This window comes from Enterobacteriaceae endosymbiont of Donacia proxima (genome assembly GCF_012569285.1).
In the GTDB taxonomy this organism is placed as follows: domain Bacteria; phylum Pseudomonadota; class Gammaproteobacteria; order Enterobacterales; family Enterobacteriaceae.
In genome coordinates, this window is record NZ_CP046198.1 from 183,076 (window position 1) to 202,287 (window position 19,212).

14 protein-coding genes and 2 tRNA genes are annotated in these 19,212 nt (G+C 21.7%); 4 read left to right on the plus strand and 12 right to left on the minus strand.

The features are described 5' to 3' along the window. Positions 1-8: 8 nt before the first annotated feature. The 8 genes from carB to GJT97_RS00925 form a co-directional block, all read right to left on the minus strand. Positions 9-3,233, minus strand: a complete 3,225-nt coding sequence (gene carB, locus GJT97_RS00890; protein ID WP_169767622.1) for a carbamoyl-phosphate synthase large subunit — start codon at positions 3,231-3,233, stop codon at positions 9-11. A 1-nt stretch (position 3,234) separates the two neighbouring features. After that, positions 3,235-4,392 (minus strand): glutamine-hydrolyzing carbamoyl-phosphate synthase small subunit, encoded by a 1,158-nt coding sequence (carA, locus tag GJT97_RS00895; RefSeq protein WP_169767623.1) that lies wholly within the window; start codon positions 4,390-4,392, stop codon positions 3,235-3,237. 187 nt (positions 4,393-4,579) lie between these two features. Beyond that, the gene (gene ilvC / locus GJT97_RS00900) at positions 4,580-6,064 is read right to left on the minus strand and encodes a ketol-acid reductoisomerase (RefSeq protein ID WP_169767624.1); all 1,485 of its coding nucleotides are present in this window, start codon (positions 6,062-6,064) and stop codon (positions 4,580-4,582) included. A 105-nt stretch (positions 6,065-6,169) separates the two neighbouring features. Continuing rightward, a complete protein-coding gene (gene ilvD / locus GJT97_RS00905) occupies positions 6,170-8,029 on the minus strand; it encodes a dihydroxy-acid dehydratase (protein WP_169767625.1) in 1,860 nt (619 codons plus the stop codon). A gap of 32 nt (positions 8,030-8,061) precedes the next feature. After that, positions 8,062-8,991 (minus strand): branched-chain amino acid transaminase, encoded by a 930-nt coding sequence (locus tag GJT97_RS00910; protein WP_169767626.1) that lies wholly within the window; start codon positions 8,989-8,991, stop codon positions 8,062-8,064. 42 nt (positions 8,992-9,033) lie between these two features. Next, positions 9,034-9,267: an acetolactate synthase 2 small subunit gene (ilvM, locus tag GJT97_RS00915; protein WP_169767627.1), complete on the minus strand. Its 234-nt coding sequence runs from the start codon at positions 9,265-9,267 to the stop codon at positions 9,034-9,036. Next, the gene (gene ilvG / locus GJT97_RS00920) at positions 9,268-10,932 is read right to left on the minus strand and encodes an acetolactate synthase 2 catalytic subunit (protein ID WP_169767628.1); all 1,665 of its coding nucleotides are present in this window, start codon (positions 10,930-10,932) and stop codon (positions 9,268-9,270) included. A 247-nt stretch (positions 10,933-11,179) separates the two neighbouring features. Further along, a tRNA-Trp gene (locus GJT97_RS00925) sits at positions 11,180-11,252 on the minus strand. A 246-nt stretch (positions 11,253-11,498) separates the two neighbouring features. On the opposite strand from GJT97_RS00925, the gene GJT97_RS00930 reads away from it, so the two are divergent. Beyond that, a complete protein-coding gene (locus GJT97_RS00930) occupies positions 11,499-12,251 on the plus strand; it encodes an FAD-binding oxidoreductase (RefSeq protein WP_169767629.1) in 753 nt (250 codons plus the stop codon). A 34-nt stretch (positions 12,252-12,285) separates the two neighbouring features. Next, the gene (tpiA, locus tag GJT97_RS00935) at positions 12,286-13,065 is read left to right on the plus strand and encodes a triose-phosphate isomerase (RefSeq protein ID WP_169767630.1); all 780 of its coding nucleotides are present in this window, start codon (positions 12,286-12,288) and stop codon (positions 13,063-13,065) included. Here tpiA and lysS read toward each other — a convergent pair. From lysS to GJT97_RS00955, 4 genes are all read right to left on the minus strand, one after another. After that, complete coding sequence (lysS, locus tag GJT97_RS00940) at positions 13,051-14,568, minus strand: lysine--tRNA ligase (RefSeq protein WP_169767631.1); 1,518 nt, start codon at positions 14,566-14,568, stop codon at positions 13,051-13,053. The genes tpiA and lysS overlap by 15 nt on opposite strands. A 19-nt stretch (positions 14,569-14,587) precedes the next feature. Continuing rightward, a protein-coding gene (gene prfB / locus GJT97_RS00945) for a peptide chain release factor 2 (protein WP_169767632.1) occupies positions 14,588-15,686 on the minus strand; the annotation gives its coding sequence in 2 pieces (ribosomal slippage) (positions 14,588-15,610 and positions 15,612-15,686; 1,098 coding nt in all). A 136-nt stretch (positions 15,687-15,822) separates the two neighbouring features. Then, positions 15,823-15,895, minus strand: a tRNA-Ile gene (locus GJT97_RS00950). Between the two features lie 52 nt (positions 15,896-15,947). After that, positions 15,948-17,396, minus strand: coding sequence for a Do family serine endopeptidase (locus GJT97_RS00955; RefSeq protein ID WP_169767633.1), 1,449 nt, complete (start codon positions 17,394-17,396; stop codon positions 15,948-15,950). Between the two features lie 249 nt (positions 17,397-17,645). On the opposite strand from GJT97_RS00955, the gene rpiA reads away from it, so the two are divergent. Beyond that, a complete protein-coding gene (rpiA, locus tag GJT97_RS00960; RefSeq protein ID WP_169767634.1) occupies positions 17,646-18,320 on the plus strand; it encodes a ribose-5-phosphate isomerase RpiA in 675 nt (224 codons plus the stop codon). 60 nt (positions 18,321-18,380) lie between these two features. Next, a complete protein-coding gene (dapF, locus tag GJT97_RS00965; protein ID WP_211080611.1) occupies positions 18,381-19,205 on the plus strand; it encodes a diaminopimelate epimerase in 825 nt (274 codons plus the stop codon). Positions 19,206-19,212 lie beyond the last annotated feature (7 nt).

The window sequence follows — 19,212 nt, forward strand, 5'->3', positions numbered from 1 at the left end:
ATATAAATTTATATTTTTAAATTATATAATTCTTGTAAAGAAGATACTTTTATTTGGAAATCATTTTTCATTGAAATTATTGTAGCTATAGCTCCATTAATAGTTGTATTATAATAAATATTATTTTGTAAAGCTAAGATTCTAATTAATTTAGAATTATCAATCGATTTTTTTCTTTTTACTGTATTAATAATATAAGTATATCTTTTATTTTTAATAAAATTAAGTACATTTGGTTGTTTTTCTGTAGTTTTACGAACTATTGTAGCTATTAATTTAAATTTTTTTAAAAATTTAGCTGTTCCAGCTGTAGCTTCAATTATAAATCCATAAGAAATCAATTTTTTAACTAATTCAACAATTAATTTTTTGTCTTTATCATTAACTGATATTAAAACAATTCCTTTTTGTTTTATATAAAATGTAGTACTTAATATTACTTTATAAAATGCTTCTGCGAAAGTATAACCTATACCCATAACTTCTCCAGTAGATCTCATTTCAGGGCCTAAAATAGGATCTATATTATCGAATCTATTAAAAGGTAAAATTACTTCTTTAACAGAAAAAAATGAAGGATAAATTTCCTTTTTAAGATTTAAACTTGATAAAGATTTACCTATCATAACTAATGTACCCATTTTTGCTAAAGGTATATTAATTGCTTTTGAAACAAATGGAATTGTTCTAGATGCTCTAGGATTAACTTCTATAACATAAATTATATTATTTTTAATGGCAAATTGTATATTTATAAGTCCACATATATTAATTTTAATTGCTAATTTTTTAGTTTGTAATTTAATTTCATTTAAAATCTCTGGTTTTAAATTACGTGTGGGTAAAGAACAAGCAGAATCACCAGAATGAATTCCTACTTGTTCAATATGTTCCATAATACCACCTATAAAAACATCTTTTCCATCACAAATTGCATCTACATCTACTTCTATTGCATTATCTAAAAATTTTTCTAATAAAACAAAAATATTATATTTTATATTTAATAAAAAATAATTTTGTAAATCATCTTCATTATATACTATTTCCATACATCTACCTCCTAAAACATAAGAAGGTCTTACTATTAAAGGATAACCTAAAATATTAGCTTTTTTAAAAGCTTCATTTAAATCTTTTACTATATAACTAGGTGATTGTTTTAATTTTAAACAATTAACAATATTTTGAAATTTTTTTCTATCTTCAGCTAAATCTATTGCAGATGAACTTGTCCCTATAATATTTACATTTTCTTGTTCTAATTTTTTAGCTAAGTTTAATGGATTTTGTCCTCCATATTGGATAATAACACCTAATGGTTTTTCTATTCGAACAATTTCTAATATATTTTCTAAAGTTATAGGTTCAAAATATAAACGATCTGAAATATCATAATCTGTTGAAACAGTTTCTGGATTACAATTAATCATTATTGTTTCAAAATTATTTTTACGTAAAATCATAGATGCATGTACACAACAATAATCAAATTCTATTCCTTGTCCTATCCTATTAGGACCACTACCTAAAATAATAATTTTTTTTTTATTATTATTAGGATTAGCTTCGCATTCTGTTCCATATGTTGAATACATATAAGTAGTATTAGTTTTAAACTCTGCAGAACATGTATCTACTTTTTTATATACTGGATGTATATTATATTTATATCTTAATTTTCTTATTTTTTTTTCAGATACATTTAAAATATTAGCTAATCTAACATCAGAAAATCCTTTTTTTTTTAATTTAAAAAAATATTTTATATTTTTTAAATATTTAATACCTAACATTTTAATTTTTTGTTCAGTTAAGATTATATCTTCTATTTGTGATAAAAACCACATATCTATTTTAGAATAATTATGTATTTCTTCAATAGACATATTTATTCTCATAGCATCTGCAATAAATCTAATTCTATCTGGCCCTGGTTTTTTTAATTCTTTTATAATTACATTATAATAATCTTTACTATTGATTTTATCAATTTTAATTGGTTCAAATCCATAAATACCATTTTCCAAACTACATAATGCTTTATGAATAGATTCTTGGAAAGATCTACCTATAGACATAACTTCACCTACTGATTTCATCTCTGTTGTTAATCTATCATTAACATTATAAAATTTTTCAAAATTAAATTTAGGTATTTTTGTTACTATATAATCAATAGATGGTTCAAATGCAGCTGAAGTACAATTATTAGTTATATCATTTGTTAATTCATCTAATGTATAACCAATAGAAAGTTTTGCTGATATTTTAGCTATTGGGAAACCAGTTGCTTTTGATGCTAAAGCAGAAGAACGTGAAACACGAGGATTCATTTCTATTACTATTAATTCCCCAGTTTTAGGATTAATTGCAAATTGTACATTTGCTCCTCCAGATTCAAGACCAACAGCTCTAATAATAGATATAGAAGCATTTCTCATTATTTGATATTCTTTATCAGACAAAGTTTGTGCTGGAGCAACTGTAATTGAATCTCCTGTATGTATACCCATTGGGTCTATATTTTCGATAGAACATATAATAATTGAATTATTGTTTTTATCTTTTATAACTTCCATTTCATATTCTTTCCATCCGATTAAAGATTCATCTATAATTAATTCATTATTAAATGATAAACTTAAACCATTATTACAAATTTTTTTAAATTCCATAATATTATATGCTATTCCCCCTCCACTACCTCCCATAGTAAATGAAGGTCTAATAATACATGGAAATTTAATTTTTTGTATACAATCTATTGCTTCATCCATATTACGAATAGAAAAAGAATATGGAGTATTAAATCCTAATTTTTTTATAATTTTTGCAAAGTAAGAACGATTTTCTGCGTTATAAATAGTATTTATAGATGTTCCTAAAACTTCTATATTAAATTTTTTTAATATATTATTTTTATGTAAATCTAAAATACAATTTAAAGCAGTTTGTCCTCCCATAGTAGCTAAAATAGCATCAGGTTTTTCTTTTTTTATAATTTTAGTGATAACATGCCAATTAATAGGTTCGATATATGTTACATTAGCAATATTTGGATCTGTCATTATAGTAGCAGGATTAGAATTAACTAGAATTAAATTATATCCTTCTTCTTTTAAAGCTTTACATGCTTGTGTGCCAGAATAATCAAATTCACAAGCCTGACCAATAATAATAGGTCCAGCTCCTAAAAGCATAATATTTTTTATATCAGTACGTTTTGGCATTTTAAAATCTCTTATATTTTTTTCTACAATAGATATGAATTAATTTTATAAAATAATCAAATAATTTAGATGTATCATGTGGTCCTGGACTAGCTTCGGGATGTCCTTGAAAACCAAAAGCAGGTTTATCAATACAATGAATTCCTTCTATAGAATTATCAAATAAAGATTTATGTGTAATTTTTAATTTTTTTGGAAAATTATTTTTATCAATGGTAAAATTATGATTTTGAGTAGTAATTAATACTTTATTATTTTCTAAATCTTTTACAGGATGATTACTTCCATGATGACCGACATCCATTTTAATTATTTTTGCTCCATTAGCAATAGCTAAAATTTGATGGCCAAAACAAATTCCAAAAATAGGAATATTTATCTTTAATATTTTTTTTACAATATTGATTATATAATTACATGGATTAGGATCTCCTGGACCATTAGATAAAAAAATACCATCAGGATTTAATGCCATTAAATTTTTATAACTTATAAAAGCTGAAACAACAGTAACTTTACATTGTCTATCAACTAACATTTTTAAAATACTATTTTTTACACCAAAATCTAATACTATTACATGTTTAGAAAACATATAATTTTTATTTTTTTTTGTATTTTTATTACTTAATATCCAAGAATAATTTACTTTTGTAGTAATATCTTTTATTAAATTTAAACCTTGTAAACCTTTAAATCGACATATTTTTTGTAAAATATTTTCATAATTAAAATATTTTTTAGTAGAAATTAAAGCAATTTTATTAATTTTTTTATTACATATTAATCTTGTTAAATATCTTGTATCTATTCCTTCAATAGCAACAATATTTTTTCTTTTAAGAAAAATATCTAATCTCTCTGTACTACGATAATTACTTGATATTTTAGATAAATTATTAATAATAAGTCCTTTTGCATAAATTTTTGATGATTCATTATCATCTATATTGGTCCCAACATTACCAATATGTGGATATGTCAAAATTATAATTTGTTTATAATAAGAAGGATCAGTAATTATTTCTTGATAACCAGTAATAGCAGTATTAAATATTATTTCTCCTATAACTATTCCATCTACTCCTATAGAATTGCCAAAAATTTGTGTTCCATCTTCCATTAATAATATTGCTTTATTATTCAAATTATTCTCCATAACTTATAATTTTTTATATAAAAATATATTGTTAAACATCAAAATTATTTATTTATAAAAATTTTATAAAATATCCCTATAAAATTTAAAAATAAAAAATATATAAGATGTGTATTTAAAAAAATAATTTAATTCATATTTTATTAAATTTTAATCACTCTCCTCTTATAAAGAGAGCAATTTATTTTTATTTATTAATTTTAGTTAAAGATTTCATATTAATCATATAATTTCTTAAATTATATCCTATTTTTTCAATAGGATGATTTCTGATTTCATAATTTATTTTATATAAATAACTATTTTTTATCGATGTATTTTTTATTTTAAAAATTCCTAAATCTTTTATTGTAAGATTATTTACAAATCCTTTTAATAAAGGAATAGCATTATTTGTAAATAAATAATTACCATATTCAGCCGTATTTGATATAACTTTATTCATTTCATATAATTTTTTTCTAGCAATAGTATTCGCAATTAAAGGTAATTCATGTAATGATTCATAATATGCTGAAGCGGGTGATATACCAGATTCTGTCATTAATTCGAATGATAATTCAACACTACTTTTAATAGCAGCAATCATTAAAATTCCTTGATCAAAATAATCTTGTTCTTTTATATTAAAATTTTGTAAATTATTTATTTTTTCAAATTTATTATTTTTATATATTTTTCTCCATTTTATCAAGTCATTATTATTATTTTTCCAATCTTGAATAAGATTTTGAGAAAATTTACCTGAAAGTATATTATCAATATGTAATTGAAATAGAGGTTTTAATTTTTTTTTTAAAATTGATGATAATTTATAAACATGTATTTTACTAGAATTATTTAATCTATCCATCATTAAACTAATACCTCCTTGCTTTAAGGACTCCGTAATATATTCCCATCCGAATTGTATTAATTGTGCAGCGTATAATGGATTTTGTTTTAATTCTAATAATTTATCAAATAATAAAATTGATATTGTTTGTAACATTCCGCATAATACAGTTTGTTCACCCATTAAATCTGATTTAACTTCAGCAATAAAAGATGATTCTAATACACCAGCTTTATGGCTACCAATTGCAGCAGCCCAAGCTTTAGCTAATTGAAAACCATAATTGTTATCATTAGCTTCTTGATGAACAGCGATTAAAGATGGAACTCCAAAACCTCTTTTAAATTCTTCTCTTACTTCTGTTCCCGGACATTTAGGAGCTACCATAATAACTGTAATATCTTTAGATATATTTTCTCCTTCTTCTATAATATTAAAACCATGTGAATAACCTAATGTTGCTCCTTTTTTTATTAATGATTTTATATTTTTTAAAACATTATGATGATTATTATCAGGAGTTAAATTAATAATTAAATCAGCATTAGGTATTAATTCTTCATAAGATCCAACAGTAAAGTTATTTTTATATGCTCTTTGCCAAGATAGATTTTTTTTTTTTATAGATTTTTCTTTTAAAGTATATGAAATATTTAATCCTGAATCTCTCATATTTAATCCTTGGTTTAAACCTTGAGATCCACAACCTATAATAACAATATTTTTATTTTTTAAAAAATTAATACTATTATTAAATTCTTTAAATTGCATTAACCTACATTTTTGTAAATTTTTTAATTTTTTACGAAAATTTAAATTATTGAAATAATTTTTCATTTTAATGACCCTTATTTTATGTAAATAATTGATATTTAATAAATACTCTTGATTTAAATAATAATTTATATTAAATCTAATATTTTTTATTTTAAAATATTTATTTTATATTATTAATTTATTTTTATCTCTTACTGCTCCTTTATCTGCACTAGTTACAAAACTAGCATAAACTTTAAGTGCAAAAGAAATTTTTCTAGATCTTTTATGTAGAGGTTTATATGATAATAAACCTTTTTTTTCTTCTTGTTGAATTCTTCTATTTAAAATAGAATCAGAAATATCTAAATTAATAGATCTTTTAGGTATATTAATTTGAATAATGTCATCATTATGTACTAAAGCTATTAATCCTTTATCAGCTGCTTCAGGAGAAATATGTCCTATAGATAATCCAGAAGTACCTCCCGAAAATCTTCCATCTGTAATTAAAGCACATTTTTTATCTAAATTCATAGATTTTAAATATGATGTAGGATATAACATTTCTTGCATACCTGGGCCTCCCTTAGGTCCCTCATATCTTATTACTATAATATTACCAGGAAAAATTTGTTTATTTAAAATGGCATATACTGCTGCTTCTTGACTATCAAATACTCGTGCTTTTCCTTTAAAAACCATTAATTTTTTGTCTACACTAGCTGTTTTAACAACACATCCATTTTTAGCAAGATTACCATATAAAATAGCTAAACCGCCATCTTTGCTAAAAGCAAATTGATATGAACGAATGCAACCTTTTTTTCTATCTTTATCTAAAGTAGAATAAATATTTTTTTGTGAAAAAGGATGTATTGTTTTTATGTTTCCAGGAGCTGATTGATAAAATTTTTTTATACTTACATTTTTTTTATTTAAAATATTATATTTATATATAGTTTCTTCTATTGTATATCCTAAAATATTTATAGTATTTTTATGTATTAAATTTATTTTATTTAATTCATTTAAAATTCCTATTACTCCTCCTGCTCTATGAAAATCTTCCATATAAAATTTATTAGTACTAGGAGATATCATACACAACCACGGAGTTTTTTTAGATAAATAATTAATTGTATTTAAATTAAATACTATATTAGTTTCTTGTGATAATGCTAACATATGTAAGATTGTATTTGTAGATCCACCCATAGCAATATCTAACATCATCGCATTTTCAAATGATTTTTGACTAGCAATATTTCTAGGTAAAAAATTAATATTATTATTGTCGTAATATTGTTTAGTAATTTCTACTATTTTTTGAGCAGAATCTATATATAATTGTTTTCGATTAACATGTGTAGATAATAATGATCCATTACCTGGTAATGATAAACCTAAAACTTCTGTAATACAATTCATAGAATTAGCAGTAAACATTCCAGAACAAGATCCACATGTTGGACATGAATTAAGCTCAATTTTTTTTACGTAATTATCAGATCTTTTTGGATTAGCTGATTGGATCATAGCATCAACTAAGTTGATTTTTGTAATTTTTTTATTTTTCTTCGTATTGATTTTACCAGTTTCCATCGGCCCACCAGATACAAAAACAGTAGGTATATTTAAACGTAAACTAGCCATTAACATTCCAGGAGTAATTTTATCGCAATTAGATATACATATCATTGAATCAACACAATGTGCATTTATAACATATTCAATAGAATCTGCAATAAGTTCTCTTGAAGGTAATGAATATAACATTCCATCATGTCCCATTGCTATACCATCATCAATAGCTATTGTATTAAATTCTTTAGGTACTCCTCCATATTTTTTTATTTCATTAGAAATTATTTTACCTACATTTTGTAGATGTATATGTCCTGGAACAAATTCTGAAAAAGAATTTACTATTGCAATAATAGGTTTATTAAAATCTTTGTCACTCATTCCAGTTGCGCGCCAAAGAGATCTAGCTCCAGCCATATTACGACCTTTAGTCGTAGTAAATGAACGATAATTAGGCATATTTATTTTCTTTTATTAAAATTAAAAATTTATTAAATATGAATATAATCTAACCAATTCCATTTATCTTTTTTTTCTCCTTTTAATAGAGAAATAAATTCTTTTTGTATATTTCTTGTAATTTTTCCTCTTTTACCATTATTAATTAATATGTTATCTACACTACAAACAGGTGTAATTTCTGCTGCTGTTCCCGTTAAAAAGATTTCATCAGCTAAATATAAAGATTCTCTTAATATAAAAGATTCTTTAATTATAATATTTAAATTTTGAGCTATTTTCATAACAGAATCTCTAGTAATCCCAGGAAGAATAGATGAAGTAAGTGGAGGAGTAAATAAAATATTATCTTTTATTTTAAAAATATTTTCTCCAGAACCTTCAGAAACAAATCCTAAACTATCTAATGAGATTCCTTCATCATATCCATTTCTACGTGCTTCATTACCAATTAATAAAGAAGATAAATAATTACCTCCTGCTTTAGATAAACTAGGTATAGTATTAGGTTTATATTTATTCCAAGAAGATATCATTGTATTAATACCATTAATTTTTGCATTATTACCAAGATAATTTTCCCATGGAAAAGCACTAATCATTATATCTGTATAATAATTATGAGGAGGATTAATTCCTAAACCAACATCTCCTATAAATACTAAAATTCTAATATAAGCTTCTTGAAGTTTGTTAACATTAATTGTAAGATAAACAGCATTCATTATTTCTTTCATAGAAAATTTTATTGGGAAACGATATATTTTAGCAGAATTATATAAACGATTTATATGATCTTTATGACGGAAAATAATAGAACCTTTACATGATTTATAACATCTAATACCTTCAAAAACAGATGTACCATAATGTAATGCATGACTCATAACGCTAATTTTAGCGTTTTCCCATTTTATAATATTGCCATTTAACCAAATAAAATCTGCTTTTTTTGTAGACATTATTATAATTCCTATCTTATGTAATAATGTTATTATAATATCTTATGATATGATAACTATATCTAATACATCTATAAGTTTTGTAATTTGGTTTACTAAAAAATCTATAGGTTTAGAACCTTTTACTGTTAATTTAAAATTAATATTTTTCAATTTATTTATTACATTAATATCCATTGTTTTAAGTAAAAAACCTCTATGGCGAACAATTCTCATTATTCTTTCACTTATTTCTGGACTAATATTTGTTTTAATATGTAATCGATACTTATGCATTTAACTTTTCTCTATCATATAATTATTACTACATCCAGGTGGTACTAACGGCCAAACATTATCATTTTCATCAATAGAAACATGTAATATATAAGGTTGATTAATAGAAAAAATTTTTTGTAAACTTTTATTAATTTCATTATTATTATTTATACTATGGCCAGATATTCCAAAAGATTTTGCTAATTGAATAAAATTTGGATTATCATATAAATATGTTTCACTGTATCTTTTTTTAAAAAAAATTTGCTGCCATTGTCTTACCATTCCTAATCTTTTATTATCTAATAATATAATTTTAATAGGTAAATTTTTTCTTTTAATTGTACTCAATTCCTGAATATTCATCATAAACGATCCATCTCCAGAAATACATATAACATCATTATTAGGTTTAGCTACTTGAGCTCCAATTGCAGCAGGTAATCCAAAACCCATTGTTCCTAATCCGCTAGAAGTAATAAAGTTTTTAGGATTAGAAAAATTTATATGTTGCGCTGCCCACATTTGATGTTGTCCTACATCAGTAGTAATAATAGTATTTTTATTTTTAATATCTGATAATTTTTTAAATAGAATAGGAGCAAATATTCTATTTTTATTTTTATAACAATTATATATATAAGAATATTTTTTTTTAATTTTTTTTATATATATTTGCCATTTCAAAATATTTTTAGGTTTTTCTAATAATGGAATTAAATAATTTAAATTTCCTAGTAATGCTACATTTACTTTACAAATTTTATTAATTTCAGACGGATCTATATCTAGATGAATAATATTTGCATATGGAGCAAATTTTTTTATATTACCTGTAACTCTATCATCAAATCTAGTCCCAATAGCTATTAATAAATCACATTTTTGTACAGTATAATTTGCTGCTTTATTTCCATGCATTCCAATCATTCCCAAATAATATGGATTTTTATTATTTATAGTACCAATTCCTTTTAAAGTAACTACTGTAGGTATTTGAGATTTTTTTATAAATTTTCTTAATACTTTAACTGCATTACCTATATTAACTCCTCCTCCTATATATAATATAGGCATTATAGAGTTTTTTAATAAAAAATTTGCTTCTTTAATTTTTTCAATTGAAGGTTTTTTATTTGAAATAACAAAATTTTTCTTTCTTTTAAAGATATTTTTTTTATCTATATTAGATAATTGTATATCTTTAGGTATATCTATTAATACAGGTCCTGGCCTTTTAGATAAAGCTATATAAAAAGCTTCATCTATGATATTAGATAATTCTAATGATGAAGTTACTAAAAAACTATGTTTAGTACATGATAATGACATACCTATAATGTCTATTTCTTGAAAAGCATCCGTACCAATTAATGGAAGTGATACTTGTCCTGTAATTGCAATAATAGGTATAGAATCTACCATCGCATCTGCGAGACCAGTTATTAAATTAGTAGCTCCTGGACCAGATGTAGCAATACATACTCCTATTTTACCAGTAGCTCTTGCATATCCGATAGCAGCAATAGCAGCTCCTTGTTCATGTCTACATAATATGTGTTCTATATTTTCTTCATCATATAATGCATCATAAAGAGGCATTATTGCCCCACCTGGATATCCGAATACTGTTTTAATATTTTGTTTTTTTAATATTTGAATTATACATTGTGCTCCGTTCATATTTATACCTCTTTTTTTAGTAAAATGATCTGCATAATTCAATTTAATTATGATTTTAATTTATGTATATTTTAAGATAAAATGATATGGTTTTATATTTGATATGTTATTAAAATTTTTACAAAAATCATATTAATTTTTAAATTAAATATTCATATATATGAATATATATTTATATAAAATATTTTACTATTTATTTAAAATATTTTTTAAAAATTAAATAATATTTTTTATAAAAAAATATTTTCAGGGGTGGAGGGATTTGAACCCCCAACCATTGGTTTTGGAGACCAACATTCTACCAATTAAACTACACCCCTTAGTATTTGTATATAAAAAATATATATAATATATTATATTATATAATTTTATTAGTAAAATTTATTTACAATAAAATATATTTATTTTAAATATAAAAATATAAAATATTTTGTTACTATTAAATAGATATTTTTATATTTTAAAATTTTAATAAAAATTATTTTTTATATAGTGATAATTACTATTATTTATAAAAATATTAATAAAATTAATGTATTATTTTATAATTTTAAAAGGATTAAAAAATGACAAAATGGAGTATCGGGAAAATAAAAGAAATTAAGTATTGGACAAATAATTTATTTAGTATTATTTTAAAAGCAAAAGTTAATAATTTTTTTGCTGGACAATTTACTAAATTAGCATTAAAAATTAATAATAAAAAAATACAAAGAGCATATTCATATATTAATTCACCAGAAAATAAAAATTATGAATTTTATATTTCTAATATAAATAAAGGTAATTTAACTCCATATTTATATAAATTAAAAATTAATGATAAAATTATGATTGCTAAAAATGCATTAGGAAATTTTACAATAAATAATGTTAAATCTTGTAAAAATTTATGGATGTTATCTACAGGAACAGGTATTGGTCCTTATCTTTCAATATTACAAGATAATATATGTTTTAGAAAATTTAAACAAATAATTTTAGTACATTCTATTAGATACATAGAAGATTTTAATTATTTAAATTTAGTTAAAAAAATAAAACAAAAATATTATAATCAATTAATTATTAAAATTATTTTAACTAAAAAAATTAATATTAATAATTCTATTTTATATGGTTATATTCCTAATTTAATTAAAAATGGTACTTTAGAAAAAGATATTGGTATTAAAATACATACTAATAATAGTCATGTAATGCTTTGTGGTAATCCAAATATGATTAAACAAACTCAAAAATTTTTAGAACAATATAGAAATTTTTCTAAAAATTTAATAAATAAAAAAGGTAATATTACATATGAACAATATTGGTAAATTACCATATTTCTAAATTTTAGAAGGAAATTATATGAAAAAATTTTTGATTATTGCTAATTGGAAGTTAAATGGTAGTTATAATTTTATAGATAAAAATATAAATATAATTAAAAAAATAAATAATTCTTTAAATTATTGTCGATTATCTATTGCACCTCCTTATGTATATTTAAACTATATTAATAATTTAATAAAAAATACCTCTATATTTTTAACAGCACAGAATGTAGATGTTAATTTAAAAGGATCTTTTACAGGAGAAATATCAGTAAATATGTTAAAAGATATAGGTGTAAAATATGTTATAATTGGTCATTCAGAAAGAAGAATATATCATAATGAAGATATTAATCTTATATCAAAAAAATTTATATTAATTAAAAAATATAATTTGATTCCAATTTTATGTATAGGAGAAACTGAACAACAAAAAAAACATAAATTAATAGAAAAAATTTGTATTAATCAAATTAATAGTATACTTAAAATTAGTGATGTTAATATATTTAATAATACTATTATAGCTTATGAACCACTCTGGGCTATTGGATCTGGTAAAATAGCAGATTTAAATGAAGTAAAAAAAGTTATTTTATTTATTAGAAAATATATATCATCTATAAATATGAAAATAGTAGAAAATATATATTTTCAATATGGTGGATCAGTTAATTATCATAATATAGATCATTTTTTTAAAAAAAAATATATAAATGGGTTTTTAATAGGCAAAGTTTCTTTAACAATAAAAAACTTCATACTTTTAATTGAAAAAATAGAAAAAAATTTAGACCTATTAAATAGGTCTTAACATCGGAAATAAAATAACATCTCTTATTGATTTAGTATTTGTAAATAACATAACTAGTCTATCTATTCCTACACCTAATCCAGCTGTAGGAGGTAATCCATATTCTAACGCTTCAATATAATCTTTATCATAAAATTGATTATTAATATTTTTATCAATACTGATATTTTTATGACTTTCTTGGTTTTGAAATCTTTTTTTTTGTTCTTCAGAATCATTAAGTTCAGAAAAACCATTTGCTATTTCCATTCCACAAATGAAAAATTCAAATCTATCAGTAAATGAAGAATTTAAATCATTACTTCTTGAAAGAGGGGAAACTTCAATAGGATATTCTGTAATAAATGTTGGTTCTATAATTTTATGAATAATTTTTTCTTCAAAAATTTTAGAAATAATCTTACCTTTACTCCAATTTAAATTAATATTAACATTTATTAAATTAGTAATTTTTATTAATTTATTAAGATTTTCTAAATGTTCTAAAGAAAAATCAGGATAAAATTTAATAATAGCTTCTTTCATAGTTAATTTATTAAATTGATTATTTAAATCAAATACGTGATTATCATATTTTAATATGTTATTTTTAAATATTTTTTTATATATTTTTTTAAATAATTTTTCAAAAAAAAACATTAAATCTTTATAATCTGAGTATGCAATATATAATTCCATCATAGTAAACTCAGGATTATGTTGAGTTGATATTCCTTCATTACGGAAATTTCTATTAATTTCAAATATTTTATTAAATCCACCAATAATTAAACGTTTTAAATATAATTCAGGAGCAATACGTAAATATATATTCATATTATATTTATTATGATAAGTTATAAAAGGTTTAGCTAACGCTCCTCCTGGAATACTATGCATCATTGGAGTTTCTACTTCAATAAAATTATTTTTGTTCATAAAATTTCGAATATTTAATATAATTTGATGTCTTTTATTAAAAACATAACGTGTTTTTTTATTAACAATAAGATCTAAATATCTTTTTCTATATTTTATTTCTTTATTTTGTAATCCATGATATTTATCAGGTAATGGTTTTATTGCTTTTGTTAATAAATAAATTTTTTGACAAAAAATTGATAAAACTTTAGTTTTAGTTTCAAAAATATAACCAATTATACCTATAATATCTCCAAGATCATATTCTTCTAAAAATTTTTTATATTCTTGATAAGAAATTTCATTTTGAGATATATAAATTTGTATTTTACCTGTATAATCTTGAATATTAATAAAAGAAGCTTTACCCATAATACGTATATTTACTATCCTTCCTGCAATATGTAATATTTTTTTATTTAAAAAATTCTTTTTTTTATCTAAAATTTGATTTAAATAATTACACGTAATATTAACTTTAAAATTATTAGGGAAAACTATATTATTAGTTTTTTTTAATATTTCTAGTTTTTTATATCGAAATGTTATTTCATTATTACGAATATTTTTAATATTATTTAATTGATTTTTAGCTCCAGACATAATATTAAACCTTATATATTTATATACCTAATTTTAAACTTGCTTGAATAAATTGATCTAAATTACCGTTTAATACGGATTGTATGTTATTACTTTCAATACCAGTTCTTATATCTTTTATTCTTGAATCATCTAATATATAAGAACGTATTTGATATCCCCAACTAATATTAAATTTATTTTTTTCTATTTCTTTTTTTGTTTTTTTTTTTATTTTATTTTGTAACTCATATATTTTATATTTTATTTGTTTTATAGCTTGAATTCTATTTTTATGTTGCGATCTATTATTTTGGCATTGTGTAACTATTCCGGTAGGAATATGTGTAATACGCACAGCAGATTCTGTACGGTTTACATGTTGTCCTCCTGACCCAGATGCTTTATATACATCGATACGTAAATCTTCCATATTAATGGATATATCTACATTATCCTTAACTTCAGGATATATAAAAGTTGAAGCAAAAGATGTATGTCTTCTACCTGAAGAATTAAAAGGATTTTTTCTGACTAAACGATGAATCCCACTTTCTGTACGAAGCCATCCGAAAGCATATTCACCAATAATATGAATTGTAGATGATTTAATCCCAATAACTTCTCCTGGAGATTCATTTATTATAGTTACTTGATATTTTTTTTTTTCTGCCCATTTTAAATACATTCTCATTATTATTTTAGCCCAATCTTGAGATTCTGTACCTCCAGATCCAGATTGGATATCTATAAAACAATTTTTTTTATCATTTTTTTTAACAAAAAAATTTTTTAATTCTAAATTATTTATTTTTTTTTGTATTTGAAATAAAATTTTTATAGATTCTTTTAACATTTTTTTATCATTATAATGAATTGCTAAATTAGTTAATTCATTAATATCAATAATTTCTTGATTAATATCATCTAAAGGTAATAAAATATTTTCTATATTAGATTTTTTTTTATTTAAAGAAAGTAAATTATTTATATTTTTCCAAATATTTGGATTTTGTAATTTTTCTTTTATTACTAATAATTTTTTTTGATATTTTGAATAATTAAAGGAACCCCCTAATAAAATTATTTTTTTTTTTTATTTCTTTTAATTTATTTTGTATCAAAATATTTTCTGACATATTTAATTCCTAATTTTTAATAAAAAAATATGAAATGTAAACTAATTTAAGTATTAATTTTAATTAATATATATTTTATATAGATAATTATTAATAATTAATGTAGATACTAGACATGAATAATAAATTAAAATTTTGGCCCTTGTTGGATTTGAACCAACGACCTAACGATTATGAGTCGTTTGCTCTAACCACTGAGCTAAAGGGCCATACCATATTATGGTATATTTTAATATATATTTCAATTAAATTTGTTATTTTTTAATTTAATAAATATAATTCTTTATTTCCTCTTATTATCTTTAATAATATTAAAGATGGTTGTTTATCTAAAATTTTTTTAAGATCTTTTATATTTTTTATATTATTTTGATTAATTCCTATTATTATATCACCTTTTTTTAATCCTATTATCGCAGCTGGTGAATTAGGTATTATTTGAATAACTTTTACTCCAATTTTTTTTATTTTTTTGAAAATAAGATATTTTTTTTCTAAAGACATATTTTCTAAATATGCACCTTCAATACCATATATAGTATTTTCATTAGAAAATTTATTATCACAAAAATCATCTAATTTTATTTCTATTATTTTAAAAATTCCATTTCTTATTATTCCTAATTTAATAATAGTTCCTCGCATTAATATACTAATTTTTGCTTTTAATAAAGCATAACTATTAATTCTTTTATTATTTAATGTGATTATAATGTCACCAGGTTTTAATATATCATTAGATGATATTACTTCACGTACAAAAGTTCCCTTAAATATATTAGGTACTTTCATAACTTTTGCTATTTGTGGGTCAAGTTCAACACCATAAATACCTAAAAAACCTCTTTCTATTTTTCCAAATTTAATAAATTGATTAACTAAATTCATAACAGTATTACTTGGTATAGCGAATCCAATACCTATATTTCCTTCATGAGGAGCTAAAATAGCAGTATTTATCCCGATTAAATCTCCATTTAAATTAACTAACGCTCCTCCAGAACTACCTTTATTAATCGCTGCATCTGTTTGAATAAAATTTTCAAAATTTTCAATATTAAGTCCACTACGTCCTAATCCTGATATAATTCCTGATGTAACACTTTCTCCTAATCCATATGGATTACCTATTGCTATAGTATAATCTCCTACTTTTAAAGTATCAGAATTAGCTATTTTTACACTTTTTAAATTTCCAGTTTTATCTTTTATTTGTATTAAAGCTAAATCTGTCTTTGGATCTTGTCCTAAAATTTTAGCTTCATAAATTTTTCCATTATTTAATTCTACTGAAATATAATCTGCATGATCTATAACATGATTATTAGTAATAATTAAACCTTTTTTAGAATCTATTATTACTCCAGATCCAATAGAATGAAATTTTTGTTGAAGAATATTATCACTATTTCCACAAATAGGAGTATTTTCATACGGTGATCCCTCTTTACAAAGTAAAAATTTTTCATTTAAATATTCTTGTACTTTTTGAGGTAATTTGAATTGTGATACGAAAATACTACCTTGTACATTAATGTTAACAACAGAGGGAGTAACTTTTGATAATATAATAGATAAACTTGGTAATTGATGATTATCCCATTTTGTTATTGAATTAAATGGTAATAATTTTGCATGTACATTACGTAATGTAAATATTACATTACTTATAAAAAAAAATATATAAAAAATTATTTTAAATTTCTTCATAAAAAAATCTCATAATAAAATTTTTTAAATTTAATTATATAAAAACTTTTTAATTTGTATTTTTAATATAAAAATAAAAAATTTATATTTTAATTTCATATATTATTAATTAATTTATTCATATAATTATGTATATAATTATTATTAATTTTAATTTTAAAAAAATTGAATTATCCAAATATAAATTTTTTTACAAATTATTATACTTAATATAATATAAATTTTATTTTATATAAAGCATAAATATATATGATAAATAGATTAAAAAATATTGCATCTAAAGTAGCAATAAAATATATTAAAAATAATAATATTATAGGTATCGGTTCAGGTACTACAATATCTCAATTTATTAAAATTTTATATAATGAAAAAAAAAATATAAAAGGTGTTGTATCTGCTTCTAAATATTCGACTAAAAAATTAAAAAAATATAATTTTAATGTTTATGAAATAAATAAAATAAATAAAATTGGAATATATTTTGATAGTGCTGATGAAGTTAATGATAAAATGCAAATGATAAAAGGAGGAGGAGCCGCATTAACTAATGAAAAAATTATATCTAATTGTTCAGATATATTTATTTGTATTATTGATCAATCTAAATATGTAAAAAATTTAGGTAAATTACACCCAGTTCCTATAGAAATTATACCTTCTGCAGAAACTTTAATTACTAGAAAATTATCATATATCGGAGCTATAGCAAAATTAAGAGAAAAAACAATTACAGAACATGGTAATTTAATATTAGATGTATATAAATTAAATTTACATAATCCTATTAAAATAGAAAAATATATAAATACTATTCCTGGAGTTGTAACTGTTGGATTATTTACTCAAAGATGTGCTGATATAGTTATTATAGGAAAATATAATTCTACAGTATCAATAATAAATAAAAAGAATTTAAAATAATATTATTAGTTTTAATTTTTTTTTTAATTTTAACATTATAATATATATAAATATATGCGAATAAAATTTACAAAAATGCATGCATTGGGTAATGATTTTATTATTATAAATAATATAAAAAATACTGTCTTTTTTACAAAAGATATTATACAAAAATTATCTAATAGATATTTAGGTATAGGTTTTGATCAATTATTATTAGTTGAATCATCAGTTAATAAAAAAATCGATTTTAATTATAGAATTTTTAATTCTAATGGTAGTGAAGTAGAACAATGTGGTAATGGAGCACGTTGTCTGGCATTATATTTAAAAATAAAAAAATTAATTTATAAAAAAAAAATATGTGTAAGTACAAAAAATCGTGTGATATATTTGCAAATTATAGATGATAAAATAATTTCTGTAAATATGGGTATTCCTCTATTTAATCCTGTAAATATACCTTTTATAACTAATCATATTAAAGATACTTATAAAATTTATTTTCAAAATAAATATATTTATTTTAATATTGTTTCATTAGGAAATCCTCATTGTATAATACAAGTAAATGATATTTTAAAAACTCCTGTATCATTAATCGGATCTTTTTTAGAAAATCATAATTTATTTCCACAAAAAGTTAATGTTGGTTTCGTGGAATATATAGATATAAATAATATTAAATTAAGAGTTTTTGAAAGAGGAGTAGGTGAAACTAATGCTTGTGGTTCAGGGGCTTGTGCAGCTGTAGCTGTGGGAATAAAAAAAAATATTTTATCAGAAAAAGTATATGTTAATCTTCGTGGAGGAATTATAACTATTACTTGGAAAGGAAATAAAAATAATTTATTTATGATAGGAGAAGCTAATTATATTTATGATGGTAAAATTATATTATAATAAATTT

What these genes read in the sequence shown, in the direction of transcription:
- GJT97_RS00910 (WP_169767626.1), bottom strand. Translation starts at nt 8,991, where the DNA reads ATGTCTACAAAAAAAGCAGATTTTATTTGGTTAAATGGCAATATTATA.
- GJT97_RS00930 (WP_169767629.1), top strand. Translation starts at nt 11,499, where the DNA reads ATGACAAAATGGAGTATCGGGAAAATAAAAGAAATTAAGTATTGGACA.
- carA (WP_169767623.1), bottom strand. Translation starts at nt 4,392, where the DNA reads ATGGAGAATAATTTGAATAATAAAGCAATATTATTAATGGAAGATGGA.
- ilvM (WP_169767627.1), bottom strand. Translation starts at nt 9,267, where the DNA reads ATGCATAAGTATCGATTACATATTAAAACAAATATTAGTCCAGAAATA.
- ilvD (WP_169767625.1), bottom strand. Translation starts at nt 8,029, where the DNA reads ATGCCTAATTATCGTTCATTTACTACGACTAAAGGTCGTAATATGGCT.
- ilvC (WP_169767624.1), bottom strand. Translation starts at nt 6,064, where the DNA reads ATGAAAAATTATTTCAATAATTTAAATTTTCGTAAAAAATTAAAAAAT.
- ilvG (WP_169767628.1), bottom strand. Translation starts at nt 10,932, where the DNA reads ATGAACGGAGCACAATGTATAATTCAAATATTAAAAAAACAAAATATT.
- GJT97_RS00955 (WP_169767633.1), bottom strand. Translation starts at nt 17,396, where the DNA reads ATGAAGAAATTTAAAATAATTTTTTATATATTTTTTTTTATAAGTAAT.
- tpiA (WP_169767630.1), top strand. Translation starts at nt 12,286, where the DNA reads ATGAAAAAATTTTTGATTATTGCTAATTGGAAGTTAAATGGTAGTTAT.
- lysS (WP_169767631.1), bottom strand. Translation starts at nt 14,568, where the DNA reads ATGTCTGGAGCTAAAAATCAATTAAATAATATTAAAAATATTCGTAAT.
- carB (WP_169767622.1), bottom strand. Translation starts at nt 3,233, where the DNA reads ATGCCAAAACGTACTGATATAAAAAATATTATGCTTTTAGGAGCTGGA.
- rpiA (WP_169767634.1), top strand. Translation starts at nt 17,646, where the DNA reads ATGATAAATAGATTAAAAAATATTGCATCTAAAGTAGCAATAAAATAT.